This window comes from Streptomyces sp. NPDC096012 (genome assembly GCF_040426375.1).
Lineage (GTDB): Bacteria > Actinomycetota > Actinomycetes > Streptomycetales > Streptomycetaceae > Streptomyces.
This window is the reverse complement of the sequence record NZ_JBEOTD010000004.1, coordinates 15,391-31,139: the sequence shown is the minus strand read 5'-3', so window position 1 is coordinate 31,139 and position 15,749 is coordinate 15,391. Positions and strand designations below refer to the sequence as shown.

The following is a 15,749-nucleotide window of genomic DNA, read 5'->3' as shown; positions in this document are numbered from 1 at the left end:
GCGGGGCACGCCGGTCGTCCCGAAGACGCCGAGGACGCCCTGGACTCAGTGCCGGTGCATCCGGTTGGCGATGGCGTGGCCCACGAAGAGATAGACCACGGCGGCGAGGCCGTATCCGGCGACGACCCGGGCCCAGGCCTCGTCGAACGTGAACAGGTCGTGCGACCAGCCTGCCAGCCAGGAGGCCGCGTCATGGACGAACTGCACCAGGCTGTTGGCCCGGTTCGCGTCCAGTAGGTACATCAGGATCCACAGACCGAGGATCAGGGCCATGATGTCGGCGACCACCGCTATGACGGTGCCGGCCTGGTTCGCTCCCGTGCGGTATCTAGACATGCAAAGCGGATTGCCGCAACCCGGCGGCTGAAACCGCGCCGGGGCCGGACCGGCCGGCGGCTGAAACCGCGCCCGGGCCGGACCGGCGCGGCCCCGAGTGGCGCGTGTGGGCCGTCCGGGTGACGCTGCCGTAGGAAGCACCCACTCGGAAAGACACGTCGGGAGGACCCCGTGCCTGTACCGATACGGCGTCTCTGCGTGGCGCTGACTCTCTGCTGTGCCCTGCTGGCCGGTACCACGGCCTGCGGGAACGGCGCCGACACCAGTACGAACACCACCAAGGCCACCGCCGCCGCGGCCGCCCGGGAAGCGGCCACCCCCGTGCCGAGCACATCGGCCGAACGCCAGAAGTTCGCCAAGACCCGGTTCGTCGCGAACGCGGGCCTCGCCGCCGGCGCCACCTACCAGTGGATCGTGAAACCCTGGAAGGCGGGCAAGTTCAAGAAGGGCGCCAAGGGCCGCAAGCTGGCTCTGGTGAAGGCCGGACTCGCCGGAGCCTTCGCCTACAACCGGCTCAAGGCGGCCCAGAAGAACGCCAAGGGCGACCCGCTGCTGTCGAAGGCGCTCGCCCCGCTCAGCGCGGGGATCGACTCCCTGAAGAACCTGCCGGCCAAGCTGCGCAAGGGCGACGGGAACGCGGTGAACTCCTTCGACGACGTCATCAACCAGGTGAAGGACGCGGGGAAGAGCGCGGGCGCCCCGGTCAAGAACCAGGTGCCCTCGGCCTCCCAGCTCTCCAAGGGCTAGGAGTTCAGCTCCGCGAGGACCCGGAGGGTGTGCGGGTCCGGCGACAGGGCCAGCAGGTCCGTCACCGGGCCCCTGCGCCACAACTCCAGCCGCTCGGCGATGCGTTCACGCGGCCCGACCAGGGAGATCTCGTCGGCGAAGGCGTCCGGCACGGCCAGCACGGCCTCCTCCCGCCGCCCGGCGAGGAACAGCTCCTGGATCCGCCGCGCCTCCTCGGCGTATCCCATCCGGGCCATCAGCGCGGCGTGGAAGTTGCGCGCCGCGTGTCCCATCCCGCCGATGTAGAAGCCGAGCATGGCCTTCACGGGGAGCAGCCCCTCCGCCACGTCGTCGCACACCCTCACCCGGGCCATCGCGGCCACCAGGAACCCCTCGGGCAACCGGCGCGCCGCATCGCCGTACACCTCGGGCCGGCTCGGCGCCCAGTACAGCGGGAGCCAGCCGTCGGCGACACGGGCGGTCTGGGCGACGTTCCTCGGCCCCTCGGCGCCGAGCAGCACCGGCAGATCGGCCCGCAGCGGGTGCGTGATCGACTTCAGCGGCCTGCCCAGCCCGGTGCCCTCCGGCCCCCGGTACGGCAGCGGATGGAACCGCCCGTCCAGCTCCACCGGCGCCTGCCGGCGCAGCACCTGCCGTACGACGTCCACGTACTCCCGGGTCGCGGTCAGCGGGGACTCGGGGAACGGGCGGCCGTACCAGCCCTCCACCACCTGCGGTCCGGACAGGCCGAGCCCGAGCAGCATCCGTCCGCCGGAGAGGTGGTCCAGGGTGAGCGCGTGCATCGCGGTGGCGGCCGGCGAGCGGGCGGCCATCTGGGCAACGGCCGTCCCCAGCAGGATGGTTGACGTCCGCGCGGCGATCCAGGTCAGCGGGGTGAAGGCGTCCGAGCCCCAGGACTCCGCCGTCCACACCGAGTGGTACCCGAGCCGCTCCGCCTCCCGGGCGAGCGCCACCTGTCCGGCGTCCGGAGCGCGTCCCCAGTAACCGAGTGCGAGACCGAGTCGCATGCCACTGCCTCCTGACGGTGCGTCAGCCAACGGCGGTAGGCGACTGTACGGCAACGGCCCCCCGCCCGGAAGGGCGAGGGGCCGTCGTACGGCGAGGCGTCGGCTCAGCCGCGCTGGATGCCGGAGGTGTCCTGCAGGACGCCGCGGCGCCCGTCCTGGGTCTGGGCGACCAGCGCGGCACCGCGCTGCTCGACGGCCAGGTACCAGGTGCCGGGGGCCAGTTCGGCGATGGGGTTCGGCGAGCCGTCCTCCGCGAACAGCTGGCGGGGCACCGGCACGGCGAACCAGAACGGCGAGAAGTCCCCGGCGGCCGGCGCGGGCGCGGCCTGTGCGGCCGGACCCCCGTGCGGGGCCGGCTGTTGCCCGAACGGCTGGCCCGGCTGCGGCTGGGCACCGTACGGCTGCTGCGGCTGGGCGCCCGGGTAGCCGTAACCGCCCTGCGGGTGAGCGCCGTAGGGCTGCGGGGCGACCGGCTTGGGAGCCGGGAGCAGGGCGGCCTGGAGCGGCGGCACGAGGGGGGTGGCGACGGCGCCACCGGCGAGGACCAGCGCGGCGATCAGGCCGAGGATGAGACCCGCGCCCCTCTGGACGTCGAAACCGTTCGTGTCGATCGACCCCGCCGGGTCGAAGATCGTCCACAGTGCGGTCCACGCGGCGAACACGGTCAGCGCCACGCCGAACTGACCGAGGTCGAGGCCGACGACCTTGCGGGGCTGTGGCAGGGCGCGTGCGACCACGATGAGGGCCGCGCCCGCGATGCCGCCGATGTACACGCTCATCAGCAGCCCGAGGTTGTCCCAAGCGTTGGGGATGTTGCTGCCGTCGCCGCCGTACGTATCGAGGAACGACGCGATGAACAGCACCACCGCTGCTCCGATCACCACGCCGTCGCCTCTAGTGAGGGAGCGGATATTCACTTCAGGTCCTTCGTAGGTCGTCTCGTCGTCGGTAGACACTATCGTCCGCAAGATCCGGCTGTCCGGCCGGTTGCGCCCACCGGTCACGACCGACGCAGGAAACTCACGATTCCCTCGGAGATCCCTCGCGCGGCCTTCTGCCGCCAGGCGCCGCTGGTCAGCGCTGCCGCGTCCTTGCTATCGCGCATGTTGCCGCACTCGATGAACACCTTGGGAACCGTTGACAGATTGAGACCACCCAGGTCCGTGCGTGTGACGAAACCGGTACCCCCGCCGAGGTAGTTGGAGGGCGGTTCGCCCGTCACCCGGAGGAAGCCGCCCGCGATGCGCACCCCGAGGTCGTGCGAGGGACCGACGATCTTCCGGGTGTCCGCGCCGCCGGAGTGCACCGACCCCGGCAGGATCACGTGGAAGCCGCGGTTGCCGGGCGCGGAGCCGTCCGCGTGGATCGAGACGGCGGCGTCGGCGTGCGCCGCGTTGCCGATCCGGGCCCGCTCGTCGACGCAGGGTCCCCAGGCCGGGCGGTCCCCGTCGTGCGTCAGCCTCACCGTGGCGCCCTGCTCGCGCAGGAGCGTGCGCAGCCGGTGCGCCACGTCGAGCGTGAACCGCGCCTCCGTGTACCCGGCGTCGGTGGACGTGCCGGTGGTGTCGCACTCCTTCCAGTTCGTCCCGATGTCCACCTTGCGGTTGATCTCGGAGACGTGCCGGAAGTTGCCGGGGTTGTGTCCGGCGTCGATGACGACGACCTTGCCCGCGAGCGGCCCGGAGCCGGCGGCCACGGGGGGCCGCTTGCCGTCGTCGGCGGGCGAGGCGGACCGGGGGGACGCGGACGCCGAGGCCGTGTGCGAGAGGGGGGCCGAGGAGCCCGTGCGGTCCGAGCCGCCGGAACCACCACCGCCCACCGCCTCGTACACCACCCAGCCGAGCAACGCGCCGGGTACCAGCGCGGCCAGCGCCACGGTCATCGGGCCGCGCCGGGACCGGCGTGGCTGCGGGGAATCGGAGTCCGGGCCTGCGTACGACACGCTGCCACCCTAGCGGCCGGTCCGCCCCGGAACGGAGCCACGACCCGGTACACCCCGGGACTCCCACGTCCGGCCGAGTCGGGTCGGCCCGCCTCCCGGATCTCGTGGCCCGCCTTCCGGATCTCGTGGTCCGTCCCGAGAAGGACTGCAAGGAGGGCGATCCGGACCTTCGGGGCCGGGACGGACGATCCGCACCTCCGGGCCCGGAATGGACGATCCGAACCTCCGGTCCTGGGCAGGACGGTCCGAACCTCCGGGCCTGGGCAGCACGATCCGAACCTTCGGGCCCGGGACGGACCGCTTCGACCAGGGCTTGGGACAGGCCCCCGGCGCGGCGATCCGCCTACGGCTTCGTCACCCGAGACCTGCCGGACACGGCCTGGACGCCCGCTGCCGTGCGCCGCAGGATCCGCAGCGAACCCGTCGCCGAGGCCTCGGTGAAGGCTCCCGACTCCAGGGCCCGCAGATAGACCCGGTAGGGGGCCTGGCCGGTGAACTCGTCCTCGGGGTGCGGGAAGACGTCGTGGATGACCAGCAGTCCGCCCTCGGCGACGTGCGGGGCCCAGCCCTCGTAGTCGGCCGTGGCGTGCTCGTCCGTGTGGCCGCCGTCGACGAAGACCAAGCCGAGCGGCGAGTTCCAGATCGCCGCGATCTGCGGGGAACGGCCGACGAGCGCGACGACATGCTCCTCGAGTCCGGCCCGGAACAGCGTGCGCCGGAACGCCGGGAGCGTGTCCATCAGGCCGATCTCCGGGTCGACCGTCGCCGGATCGTGGTAGTCCCAGCCGGGCTGCTGCTCCTCGCTGCCCCGGTGGTGATCGACCGTCAGCGCCGTGACCCCGGCCGCCCGCGCCGCGTCGGCGAGCAGCACGGTGGAGCGGCCGCAGTACGTGCCGACCTCCAGCAACGGCAGCCCCAGCCGCCCGGCCTCCACCGCCGCCGCGTACAGCGCCAGCCCCTCGTCCACGGGCATGAACCCCTTCGCCGCCTCGAACGCGGCCAGGATCTCGGGCTTGGGTACGGCGGCCATGGGTTCCTCTCGATCGCACGACGCCCCTCTCGGGCCCGCTCATGCTCCCGCACCCCCCACCACCGCGAACCAGAGGGGGTACGAACGGCGCCCCCGAAGGACCGCGGGGAACTGCGCGACCGACCACGCCGCTCCGGCACCCGGCAATGGGCCTTGGTTCCCCGTGCGCGGCTGGAGGGGCCCCCGATGGCAAGGGATGCGGAGGGCGCCCCCGAAGGGGCGCGGGGAACTGCGCGTCCGGCCACGCCGCTCCGGCACCCGGCATCCGGCCTTGGTTCCCCGTGCGCGGCTGGAGGGGCCCTCATGGCAAGGGATGCGGAGGGCGCCCTGGAAGGGGCGCGGGGAACTGCGCGTCCGGCCACGCCGCTCCGGCACCCGGCAACGGGCCTTGGTTCCCCGTGCGCGGCTGGAGGGGCCCTCATGGCAAGGGATGCGGAGGGCGCCCTGGAAGGGGCGCGGGGAACTGCGCGACCGGCCACGACGCCCCCGCACCCGGCACCAGGCCCCGCCCCCGCTGCCCCGCGATTGCCGACGGAACGCGGCGAACCGCTACGCTCGTACCGCCTCGCCCGGCAGCGCAAGGTCCACATCGACCGCGTGCCGCCCCCCGGAATGCGTCGCGGACGACGCGAGCGGCCCGTGCCCCGCGGCCCGCGCGGCCAGGACGTACGCCCCCTGCGCGGGCACGGCCAGTGCGTACGAACCGTCCGCCGCGGACAGGGTCGCCCCCGCCTGCCGGCCCCGACGGTCGATCAGCGTCACCTTGGCCCGCGCCACCGGAGCGCCGCCGGCGTCCAGGACCCGGCCGCGGAAGCCGCGCAGCGCCTCCTCGGCGCGCTCGAGGTTCGCGTCCTCCTCGCTGCTCGCGCGCAGCTGGGTGTGCTGGGCCGGGCGGACCGGCTTCGGCAGGAAGAAGGCCAGCAGCAGGCCCGCCGCGACGGCCCCCGTGGCGATCAGGAAGGAGACGTGGAAGCCGTGCATGGTCGGCACCGCGACGCCGCCCACGTCGTTCGCCGTGTTGGCCAGCACCATGCCGATGACGGCGCTGGAGACGGAGGTGCCGATGGACCGCATCAGCGTGTTGAGCCCGTTGGCCGCGCCGGTCTCCGAGGCCGGGACCGCGCCGACGATCAGTGCGGGCAGCGAGGAGTAGGCGAGTCCGATGCCCGCGCCGAGCACCACCGAGGTGACGATCGTCTGCCACGCGGCGTCCATCAGGCCGAGCCCGCCGCCGTAGCCGATCGCGATGATCAGCATGCCGGTGATCAGGGTCGTCTTCGGCCCGTAGCGGGCGGACAGCCTGGCGTAGACCGGCGCCGTGAACATCATCGTCAGGCCGAGCGGGGCCACGCACAGACCCGCGACGACCATGGACTGGCCGAGGCCGTAGCCGGTGGCCTTCGGCAGCTGGAGCAGCTGCGGCAGGACGAGCGAGACGACGTAGAAGCTGACCCCGACCATGATCGAGGCGAGGTTGGTGAGCAGCACCTCGCGGCGGGCGGTGGTGCGCAGGTCGACCAGGGGCGCCGGGACGCGCAGCTCGTACAGGCCCCACAGGAGCAGTACGACGACGGCGGCGGCGAACAGGCCGAGCGTCGTCCCCGACGACCAGCCCCAGTCGCTGCCCTTGGTGATGGGCAGCAGGAACAGCACCAGGCCGGTGGACAGGCCCGCCGCACCGGGCAGGTCGAAGGAGCCCTTGGCGCGCATCGGGGACTCCGGCACGACGAACAGGGCCAGGCCGATGGCGAGCACGCCGAGGCCGGCGGCGCCGTAGAACAGGGCGTGCCAGTCGGAGTGCTGCGCGACCAGGGCGGCGGCGGGCAGCGCGAGGCCGCCGCCCACGCCTATGGAGGAGCTCATCAGGGCCATGGCCGAGCCGAGCCTCTCGCGCGGCAGCATGTCCCGCATCAGGCCGATGCCGAGCGGGATCGCCCCCATGGCGAAGCCCTGCAGGGTACGGCCCAGGATCATGGTGAGCAGCTGGCTGGTGAGCGCGCTGACCAGGGCGCCGACCACCATCACGGCGAGGCTGAGGATCAGCATGCGCCGCTTGCCGTACAGGTCGCCCAGCCGGCCCATGATCGGGGTGGCCACGGCGCCGGACAGCAGGGTCGAGGTGAGCACCCAGGTGGCGTTGCTCGGGGCGGTGTCCAGCAGCTGTGGCAGGTCCTTGATGACCGGCACGAGCAGCGTCTGCATCACCGCGACCACGATGCCCGCGAAGGCGAGCACCGGGACCACGGCCCCGCCGGCCCTCCGGTTGGGTTGATCGGTCGTCGTGTGGGTCATTGGGTGAGGCCTCCGGGCCGGACGAGGGACGGCTGTGATCGCACGGACTGAGCGATGGGAGAACCTCGTATGCACGGGCAACTATTCCGTTGCTTCGGGCCTCTAACGAATCCTTGACCATCCCATGGGGAACTGAGCGACCGTCAGGGGCCGGCCGATCGCTGCAACGCGTTCTCGTCCACGCGCCGTCAAGGCCTGTGCGGCCGGGGTCGGGACGACCCGCTTCGAGAAGCCCGAGGCCCGGGTTGGGTAGTACTGGCGCCTGGTTCGAGGGCGGGGAGCGCGGCGTTCGCGGGTGCCGGGCTCTGCCGTACCGATGTGGAACAGGTTCTCGTCGGCTATCGCCTCCAGTCCTCGACCGCCGAGGTCGCTTCGTAGGTGAAAAACCCGACCCGCCCGCGGCGGATGCGCGACCCCGCTTGCCCATCCCGTCTGTCGCTTCGGCCGGGCGGTCGTGTCCACGGCACCCGCGGGGCAAGAGGAAGGGTGGCTCGGTTCGGCACCCACCGACGAGGCCTGTCGGTGCGGTGTCCTCGCGGGTGGGTGCGGGGCTGTCGCCGGACCGGCAGGTGCGGCCGGCGGTGCGTCGACGACGGCGGGAGGTTCAGTTCTTGTTCGAGGACTTCGAGGCGACGTGGGTTCGGGCCGACGAGGCGTCGATCTTCGTTCGCTACGGCGGGGAGGGGCCGCCGGTGGTGCTGCTGCACGGCCACCCCCGGACATCCGCGACCTGGCATCGCGTCGCCCCGCTCCTGGTCCGCAGCGGGTTCACCGTGGTCTGCCCGGATCTGCGGGGTTACGGCCGGTCCACCGGCCCGGCGCCCACCGCGGACCACGCCGGGTACTCCAAGCGGGCCGTCGCCGGTGACGTGGTCGAGGTGATGCGCTCCCTCGGCCATGCCCGGTTCGCACTCGCCGGGCACGACCGCGGAGGCAGCGCCGCGCTGCGTCTCGCGCTCGATCACCCCGACGCGGTCTCGCGAGTCGCGCTGATCGACTGCCTGCCCGTCACCGAGCATCTGTCCCGCATCACGGCCGAGTTCGCCACGCAGTGGTGGCACTGGTTCTTCTTCGCCCAGCCGGACATCCCCGAGCGGGTCATCAACGCCGACCCGGACAGTTGGTACCGCGGCGATCCGCGGAGCATGGGACAGGAGAATCACGACGAGTGGCGCGCCGCAACGAGGAACCCCGACGTGGTGCGGGCGATGCTGGAGGACTACCGGGCCGGCCTCACCGTCGACCGGCGGCACGAGGAGGAGGACCGGGCCGCCGGGGTGCGGATCCGGTGCCCGGCACTGATCCTGTGGTCGCTCCGGGACGACCTCGAGGACCTGTACGGGGACCCGGTGAAGATCTGGCGGCAGTGGGCACCGGACGTACGGGGCCACGGCATCGATGCCGGGCACCACGTGGCCGAAGAGGCTCCGGAAGAGCTCGCGTCCTGTCTCGCGGATTTCTTCGCCGGAGGGCCGGGGTGAGAAACCTCCGAGCCTGCGGCTGGTTTCCGGGAACGCGGACGCACGCCGATGGAGGGCGGTGGGTGCCACCCGCTGACCGGGGTGCCCGGTGCACGAGCCTCACCCGGCGGGTCGCAGCCCCGCTGAGCTGACGCAGCGTCAGGAGCCTTCACAACTGCGGGGCCCTGGGCTATACAGAGGGCGCCGGACTGGAACGCGTTCTAGATCGGCCCGTGGCGACCTCGGTGCGGCCGACGGTGCGGACGGCCGTGCCGGGGTCTCGAGCCCCTCAGGAGTCCTATGCCCATCGACGCGGCCAAGGCGCTCGCGGCCGAACCCCGCTCGAGTGAGATCACCTGGACCAGCAAGGACGTCCAGCTCTATCACCTCGGCATCGGCGCCGGTGTCCCCGCCACCGACCCCGGCGAACTGCGCTACACCCTGGAGTCCCGGCTGCACGTGCTGCCGAGCTTCGCCACCGTCGCGGGCTCCGGCGCACCCGGGGTGATCAGCGGGCTGTCCCTGCCCGGTGTGGAGGTCGAACTCGCCCGGGTCCTGCACGGCGGGCAGACGCTGGAGATCCACCGCCCCATCCCGGCCGAGGGCACGGCCACCGCGACCAACCGGCTCGCCGCCGTCCACGACAAGGGCAAGGCCGCCGTCCTGGTCCTGCGCACCGAGGTCGCCGACGCCGACGGCCCGCTGTGGACCAACGACGCCTCGATCTTCGTACGCGGCGAGGGCGGCTGGGGCGGCGACCGCGGCCCCTCCCAGCGCCTCGACGCGCCCACCGGCGACCCCGACAGGACCGTCGAACGCCCCCTGCGCGAGGACCAGGCCCTGCTCTACCGCCTCTGCGGCGACTGGAACCCGTTGCACGCCGACCCCGAGTTCGCCGCGCTCGCCGGGTTCGAACGGCCCATCCTGCACGGACTGTGCACCTACGGGATCGCGCTGAAGGCGGTCGTCGACACCCTGCTCGGCGGCGACGTCACCCGCGTCCGCTCCTACACCACGCGCTTCGCCGGGGTGGTGTACCCGGGCGAGACGCTGCGCATCCGCATGTGGCGGCGGGAGGGAAGCAGCCGGGTGGCCGTCAGCGCCGTGGAACGCGACGACGCGCCGGTCCTCGCCGACACCGTCGTCCGACACTCCTGAGCAAACCCGCCTTCGAGGGGAGAGCCGCACCATGCGCGCAGCCGTACTGCACGAGATCGGACAGGAGAAGCTGGAGGTCCTCGACGACGTCGAGGCGGTGGGCTTCGGCCCCGGCAAGGTCAGGGTGCGGGTGCGCGCCACCGGGCTGTGCCACTCGGACCTGTCCGCGATGAACGGGGTACTGCCCCAGCCGGCCCCCTTCGTGCCCGGCCACGAGGGCGCGGGCGAGATCATCGAGGCCGGCGAGGGCGTACGGCACCTCAAGCCCGGCGACCGGGTCGTCCTGTGCTGGCTGCCCGCCTGCGGCGCCTGCCCGGCCTGCAGACGCGGCCAGACCGAACTGTGCCTGGCCGGGTTCATGAACGCCGGCACCCCCAACTTCAAGCGCTCCGGCGGTGACGTCTTCGGCTTCGCCGGCACCGGCACCTTCGCCGAGGAGGTCGTGGTCGACGCCGGGTGCGCCGTCCCCATCCCCGAGGACGTGCCCTTCGACATCGCCGCCCTGATCGGCTGCGGGGTGACGACCGGGCTCGGCGCCGCCCTCAACACGGCCGACGTGCAGGCGGGTTCGTCGGTGGCCGTCATCGGCTGCGGGGGAGTGGGCATCTCCACCGTGCAGGGGGCGCGGCTGAGGGGCGCCGCCGAGATCGTCGCCGTGGACCCGGTCGCCTCCCGACGCGAGTCCGCCTTGACGTTCGGCGCCACCAGGGCGGTCGCACCGGAGGAACTGGCCGGCGCCAAGCAGCAGATCACCGGCGGCGAGGGCTTCGACTATGTCTTCGAGGTCGTCGGCAGGTCCGCCACCGCCCGCACCGCCTACGAGAACACCCGGCGCGGCGGCACCCTGGTCGTGGTCGGCGCGGGCGCCATGGACGACTTCCTGCGACTGAACATGTTCGAGCTGTTCTTCGACGAGAAGCGCATCCTGCCGTCCATGTACGGCGGCGGCGACGTGCTGCGCTCCTACGAGCGCACCATCGCCCTGTGGCGGGCCGGCCGCGTCGACCTCGCCGGCCTCATCACCCACCGGGTTCGGCTGGCGGAGATCAACGAGGCACTGGACCAGATGCGCACCGGGACCGCCCTGCGCACCTGCATCGAGATCTGAGGACACGCCCATGCCACTGCCACTGGAGGGGCTGGCCGCGATCGTCACCGGCGCCGGACGCGGTCTCGGCCGGGCCGAGGCCCTGGAACTGGCCCGGCTCGGTGCGGCCGTCGTCGTCAACGACTACGGGCGGCCCGGCCGCGACGGCACCGGCGAGGCCTCGCCGGGGCCCGCCGAGCAGGTCGCCGCCGAGATCCGCGACCTGGGCGGCCGGGCGCTCGCGCACACCGGGGACGTCGCCGACTTCGCACAGGCCCGCGCCCTGGTGGACCTGGCCGTCGGCGAGTTCGGCGCGCTGGACGTCCTCGTCAACAACGCCGGCATCCTGCGCGACCGCATGGTCTTCTCCATGACCGAGGACGAGTGGGACTCGGTGCTCCGCGTCCATCTCAAGGGGCACTTCAACACCACCCGCTTCGCCGCCGCGCACTGGCGGGAGCGCTCCAAGGCGGCCGGGGCACCGGTGTACGGGCGGATCGTGAACACCTCCTCGGAGGCGTTCCTCGCCGGTTCCGCCGGGCAGCCCAACTACGCGGCGGCGAAGGGCGGGATCGTCGGCCTGACCACCTCCACCGCCCTCGCCCTGGCGAAGTACGGCGTCACGGCCAACGCGATCTGCCCGCGCGCCCGGACCCGGATGACCGAGGACGTCTTCGCGGGCCTCGGGCGACCGGACGAGGGCCTCGACCCGCTCGCCCCCGAGCACGTGGCCCCGCTCGTCGGCTACCTGGTCTCGCCGGCCGCCGCCCGCGTCAACGGCCAGCTGCTCGTCGTCCACGGCGGCATGGTCGCCGTCATGGAACGGCCGCGCGTACGGGCGAAGTTCGACAGCGAGCAGGAGACGTTCAGCTACGACGAACTCGACGCGCTGCTCACCCCGCACTACGCGGACCGGCCGCGGGGGGAGACCTTCGCGGCGGCCGAGGTACTGGCACTCAAGCGGGGCTGACGGCGGGCGGGACCGACGGTGAGTGGCGGCCGAAGTCCATGGGGGCCGGCGGCAATCGTCGGCCGGCGTTCGTCGGGGACTGGCGTTCGTCGGGGGACTGGCGCTCAGCGGGGGACTGGCGTTCGTCCGGGGCCGACGTTCGTCGGGCCGGTGGCGGGACCAGCGGCAGGAGAAGGGAGGAGGGGGCGCCCGATGGGCACCCCCTCCTCCACTTCACGACCGTCGGGCAGCGGCCTCGGCCGTCTCCTCGGCCGGCTTGCGGTGCCGGCCGTGCGGAGCCGTCTCGTTCTCCTGCGCCGCGACCGGACCCCGGTGCCGGCCGTGGCCGGTGTCCCTGTGGCAGTCGGCGGACGGATGCTCCATCGTGCTGGTGTCACTCATCGGACGTATTCACCCCGTCAACATGATCTTTCGTACAGCCGAGCGAGTCTAACCGGCGCACCACGGGCCGAATCCAGGCGCACACGCCAACCGCCACTACTTCGTTACAAGGCGTCCCAGAGGGGCCTGTTGCAGGGGCACCGGACGGGTTCGCGCGGGCTTCGGAGGCCCCTGTTCCGCCGGTCCCCGGGACACCTCGGGCACCCCGCCGGCCGTGCCGGCACGGACCGGACCCACCGGCTCCGCGTCCCCCGGTCCGCCCGCGATCCCCGGTCCCCCCGCGTCTTGCGACGCCCCCGCGATCCCCGGTCCCCCCGCGTCTTGCGACGCCCCCGCGTGCCCCGCTCCCCCCGCGTCCGCGACCACCGGAACCCCACCGCCGCCCGCGGTCCCCCGGGCTACCGTTCCCCCCGTCGCCCCCGTCGCCCCCGTCGCCCCCGTCGCCCCCGTCGCCCCCGTCGGCTCCGCCACGCCGCACGGCGTGCCCGGCGTCGTGTACGGCAGCCGCAGCACCCCGTCCCGGGTGACCAGGCCGGCCCCCGCCAGCCACCCCTCGGGCGCCGGGAGATGCGTCAACTGCCGCTCGGCCGGGCGCCACAGACCCACCCAGGTGCCGAGCGCGCCGTCGATCCGCAGGGCCACCGTGCAGTTCTCCGGCATCAGCACCTGCCCCGGCTGGATCGCGAACGGCGTCAGCACGCAGTCCGGCAGGCACAGGCACTCCGGGAAACGCACCGGCAGGGTGCTGCCGAGCACGCCCCAGCCCAATCGTTCCTGCCCCGAGCACGGCGCGTCGGAGGAGATGAGCAGCAGCCCGCTGTCGGGGTCGGCGAGCAGCAGCCGGTCGTCGCTCTCCTCCGCGATCTGCAGCAGCGGCGTGACCTCACCGCGCTCCAGGTCCACCACGACCGTCTTGGTGCGCCCGCCCAGCTCACGGTCGAGTGCCAGCATCCGCCGGGAGCCGTCCAGCCAGACCCCGCCCGAGCAGCGGCCCGGCACCTCGGCGAGCCGCTCCGGCCCGAACGCCCCGCCCGCCACCAGCCACACCACGCTGGAGCGCGGGCCCACCGCGAGGGCGTACGCCTGCGCGCCCCCCGGCGCCGGCGGCAGCAGCGTCAGCCGGGCACCGGGCTCGGGGCACTCCACCGCGCCCAGCGGCAGCTCACCGGTGCCGGGACCGGTCGGGTAGAGCAGCGCGAAGAGGTGCCGCCGGTCAGCCGTCCGGTGGATGAGCACCCGGCCGTCGCCCATCGGCTGCACCTCCGTGCCGGGCTCCTCCGGCTGGTTGCCCGGCAGCGGCACCGCGTACGGCTCCGGGCCGTCCAGCGTCCAGCGCTCGGGGTACCAGGACTCACCGTCCAGCGCGAGCCGGGCGGCGTACGCGCCGTCCGCCGTGAGGGCGCACCGTGTCCCCGGCGCGCCGCCGTACTCGCCGGACTCCCCGGTCGAAGAGGGTTCGATCGCACAGGCCGTCATGGTTCGGTCACCTCCGGCGACGAAGCTAGTTTTCGTACGCACAGGCGTGGGACCGGCCTTCTTCCGCTTCACACGTAAGGGTGGCGCGGCGGTGATTCGCCTGAGGGAATCGAGGCGGGTGTGCTGAACGGGGCCGTCAGGATCTCCGCCTGCGAGCCCGGCCCGGGGCGGGCGGGGCCACGGCGATCTCTCGCGCGAGCCGGGTCCGGGGCGGGCGGGGCCGGATCCGGTACACCCCCGCCGAACAGCCAGGTAGCCTTTCCCCGTGCCCCGTCTGTCTGAAGTCATCGCCGCGCTGGAGAACCTGTGGCCCGCCGAGCGGGCCGAGTCCTGGGACGCGGTCGGCACGGTGGTGGGAGATCCCGACCAGGACGTCACCCGGGTCCTGTTCGCCGTCGACCCCGTGCGGGAGATCGTCGACGAGGCGGTGAAGCTCGGGGCCGGCCTGCTGGTCACCCATCACCCGCTCTATCTGCGCGGGACGACCACGGTCGCGGCCTCCACCGCCAAGGGCCGGCTCGTGCACACGCTGATCAAGAACGACATCGCCCTGCACGTCGCCCACACCAACGCCGACACCGCCGACCCGGGTGTCTCCGACGCCCTCGCCGGCGCCCTCGACCTGCGGGTCGTCGGCCCTCTGGTGCCGGACCCCACCGACCCGGCGGGCCACCGGGGCCTGGGCCGCGTCTGCGCACTCGACCACCCGGTCACCGTGCGCGAGCTGGCCGCCCGCGCCGCCGCACGGCTGCCGGCCACCGCGCAGGGCATCCGGGTGGCCGGCGACCCCGAGGCCGTCGTCCGCACGGTCGCCGTCAGCGGTGGCTCCGGTGACAGCCTCTTCGACCAGGTCCGGGCGGCCGGCGTCGACGCCTTCCTCACCGCCGACCTGCGCCACCACCCGGCGAGCGAGGCCGTCGCCGACAGTCCTCTCGCGCTGCTCGACGCGGCGCACTGGGCCACCGAGTGGCCCTGGTGCGAGCTGGCCGCAGCCCAGCTCGACGAGATCTCCGACCGTCACGGCTGGGACCTGCGCGTGCACGTCTCGAAGACGGTCACCGACCCCTGGACCGCCCACGCGGCGTCCTCCGTCACCACTAGCCCATTGGGAGCCCCCAACTGAACGCCGCGCCCGCCGACCAGATCCGACTCCTCGACGTCCAGGACCTCGACGTCCGCCTGCAGCAGCTCGCGCACCGGCGGAGGTCCCTGCCGGAGCACGCCGAGATCGCGACGCTGACCAAGGACCTCACCCAGCTGCGGGACCTGCTGGTGGCCGCGCAGACGCAGGACAGCGACACCGCCCGCGAGCAGACCAAGGCGGAGCAGGACGTCGACCAGGTGCGCCAGCGTGCCGCCCGCGACCAGCAGCGCCTGGACTCCGGCGCGGTGACCTCGCCGAAGGACCTGGCCAACCTCCAGCACGAGATCGTCTCTCTCGCCAAGCGGCAGGGCGACCTGGAGGACGTGGTCCTGGAGGTCATGGAGCGCCGTGAGGCCGCGCAGGAGCGGGTGACCGAGCTGACCGAGCGGGTCGGCTCCGCGCAGGCGAAGATCGACGACGCGAGTGGCCGCCGGGACGCCGCGTTCGAGGAGATCGACCGTGAGGTCGCCTCCGTGACCAAGGAGCGCGAGGTCATCGCGGCTTCGATCCCCGCGGACCTGCTGAAGCTCTACGACAAGCTGCGCGAGCAGCAGGGCGGCATCGGCGCGGCCAAGCTGTACGCCCGTACCTGCCAGGGCTGCCGTCAGGAACTGGCCATCACCGAGCTGAACGAGATCCGCGCGGCGGCGCCGGACACGGTGATCCGGTGCGAGAACTGCCGCCGCATCCTGGTGCGTACGGCCGAATCCGGTCTGTAG

At 73.2% G+C, this 15,749-nt stretch carries 15 protein-coding genes; 7 read left to right on the top strand and 8 right to left on the bottom strand.

Features of this window, described 5'->3' with window-relative positions; all coding sequences use genetic code 11:
• Positions 1-45: 45 nt before the first annotated feature.
• The gene (locus ABVB68_RS05980; protein WP_345046988.1) at positions 46-336 is read right to left on the bottom strand and encodes a hypothetical protein; all 291 of its coding nucleotides are present in this window, start codon (positions 334-336) and stop codon (positions 46-48) included.
• Positions 337-507: 171 nt separating this feature from the next.
• On the opposite strand from ABVB68_RS05980, the gene ABVB68_RS05975 reads away from it, so the two are divergent.
• A complete protein-coding gene (locus ABVB68_RS05975; protein WP_353599800.1) occupies positions 508-1,083 on the top strand; it encodes a hypothetical protein in 576 nt (191 codons plus the stop codon).
• On the opposite strand, the gene ABVB68_RS05970 is transcribed toward ABVB68_RS05975, so the two are convergent.
• From ABVB68_RS05970 to ABVB68_RS05950, 5 genes are all read right to left on the bottom strand, one after another.
• Positions 1,080-2,090: an LLM class F420-dependent oxidoreductase gene (locus ABVB68_RS05970; RefSeq protein ID WP_353599799.1), complete on the bottom strand. Its 1,011-nt coding sequence runs from the start codon at positions 2,088-2,090 to the stop codon at positions 1,080-1,082. The genes ABVB68_RS05975 and ABVB68_RS05970 overlap by 4 nt on opposite strands.
• Before the next feature lie 104 nt (positions 2,091-2,194).
• Positions 2,195-3,007 carry a DUF5336 domain-containing protein gene (locus tag ABVB68_RS05965; protein ID WP_353599798.1) on the bottom strand — a complete coding sequence of 271 codons (813 nt, stop codon included), beginning with the start codon at positions 3,005-3,007 and terminating at the stop codon, positions 2,195-2,197.
• Between the two features lie 83 nt (positions 3,008-3,090).
• Positions 3,091-4,032, bottom strand: a complete 942-nt coding sequence (locus ABVB68_RS05960; protein WP_353599797.1) for an N-acetylmuramoyl-L-alanine amidase — start codon at positions 4,030-4,032, stop codon at positions 3,091-3,093.
• Between the two features lie 343 nt (positions 4,033-4,375).
• Positions 4,376-5,062: a class I SAM-dependent methyltransferase gene (locus tag ABVB68_RS05955; protein WP_353599796.1), complete on the bottom strand. Its 687-nt coding sequence runs from the start codon at positions 5,060-5,062 to the stop codon at positions 4,376-4,378.
• Positions 5,063-5,611: 549 nt separating this feature from the next.
• Positions 5,612-7,354, bottom strand: a complete 1,743-nt coding sequence (locus ABVB68_RS05950; RefSeq protein WP_353599795.1) for an MFS transporter — start codon at positions 7,352-7,354, stop codon at positions 5,612-5,614.
• Between the two features lie 611 nt (positions 7,355-7,965).
• Here ABVB68_RS05950 and ABVB68_RS05945 point away from each other — a divergent pair.
• From ABVB68_RS05945 to ABVB68_RS05930, 4 genes are all read left to right on the top strand, one after another.
• Positions 7,966-8,835: an alpha/beta fold hydrolase gene (locus ABVB68_RS05945; protein ID WP_353599794.1), complete on the top strand. Its 870-nt coding sequence runs from the start codon at positions 7,966-7,968 to the stop codon at positions 8,833-8,835.
• 279 nt (positions 8,836-9,114) lie between these two features.
• A complete protein-coding gene (gene chsH3, locus ABVB68_RS05940; protein WP_353599793.1) occupies positions 9,115-9,972 on the top strand; it encodes an enoyl-CoA hydratase ChsH3 in 858 nt (285 codons plus the stop codon).
• Between the two features lie 31 nt (positions 9,973-10,003).
• A complete protein-coding gene (locus ABVB68_RS05935) occupies positions 10,004-11,080 on the top strand; it encodes a Zn-dependent alcohol dehydrogenase (protein WP_353599792.1) in 1,077 nt (358 codons plus the stop codon).
• 10 nt (positions 11,081-11,090) lie between these two features.
• A complete protein-coding gene (locus ABVB68_RS05930) occupies positions 11,091-12,029 on the top strand; it encodes a 3-oxoacyl-ACP reductase (protein WP_353599791.1) in 939 nt (312 codons plus the stop codon).
• 213 nt (positions 12,030-12,242) lie between these two features.
• Here ABVB68_RS05930 and ABVB68_RS05925 read toward each other — a convergent pair whose 3' ends face one another.
• Positions 12,243-12,410, bottom strand: a complete 168-nt coding sequence (locus ABVB68_RS05925) for a hypothetical protein (protein WP_353599790.1) — start codon at positions 12,408-12,410, stop codon at positions 12,243-12,245.
• Between the two features lie 96 nt (positions 12,411-12,506).
• Complete coding sequence (locus ABVB68_RS05920; protein WP_353599789.1) at positions 12,507-13,886, bottom strand: hypothetical protein; 1,380 nt, start codon at positions 13,884-13,886, stop codon at positions 12,507-12,509.
• A 265-nt stretch (positions 13,887-14,151) separates the two neighbouring features.
• Between ABVB68_RS05920 and ABVB68_RS05915 the strand changes: the two genes are divergently transcribed.
• Both ABVB68_RS05915 and ABVB68_RS05910 read left to right on the top strand, forming a co-directional pair.
• Positions 14,152-15,009: a Nif3-like dinuclear metal center hexameric protein gene (locus ABVB68_RS05915; protein ID WP_353599788.1), complete on the top strand. Its 858-nt coding sequence runs from the start codon at positions 14,152-14,154 to the stop codon at positions 15,007-15,009.
• Positions 15,006-15,749 (top strand): zinc ribbon domain-containing protein, encoded by a 744-nt coding sequence (locus tag ABVB68_RS05910; protein ID WP_353600038.1) that lies wholly within the window; start codon positions 15,006-15,008, stop codon positions 15,747-15,749. The genes ABVB68_RS05915 and ABVB68_RS05910 overlap by 4 nt, the downstream gene beginning before the upstream one ends.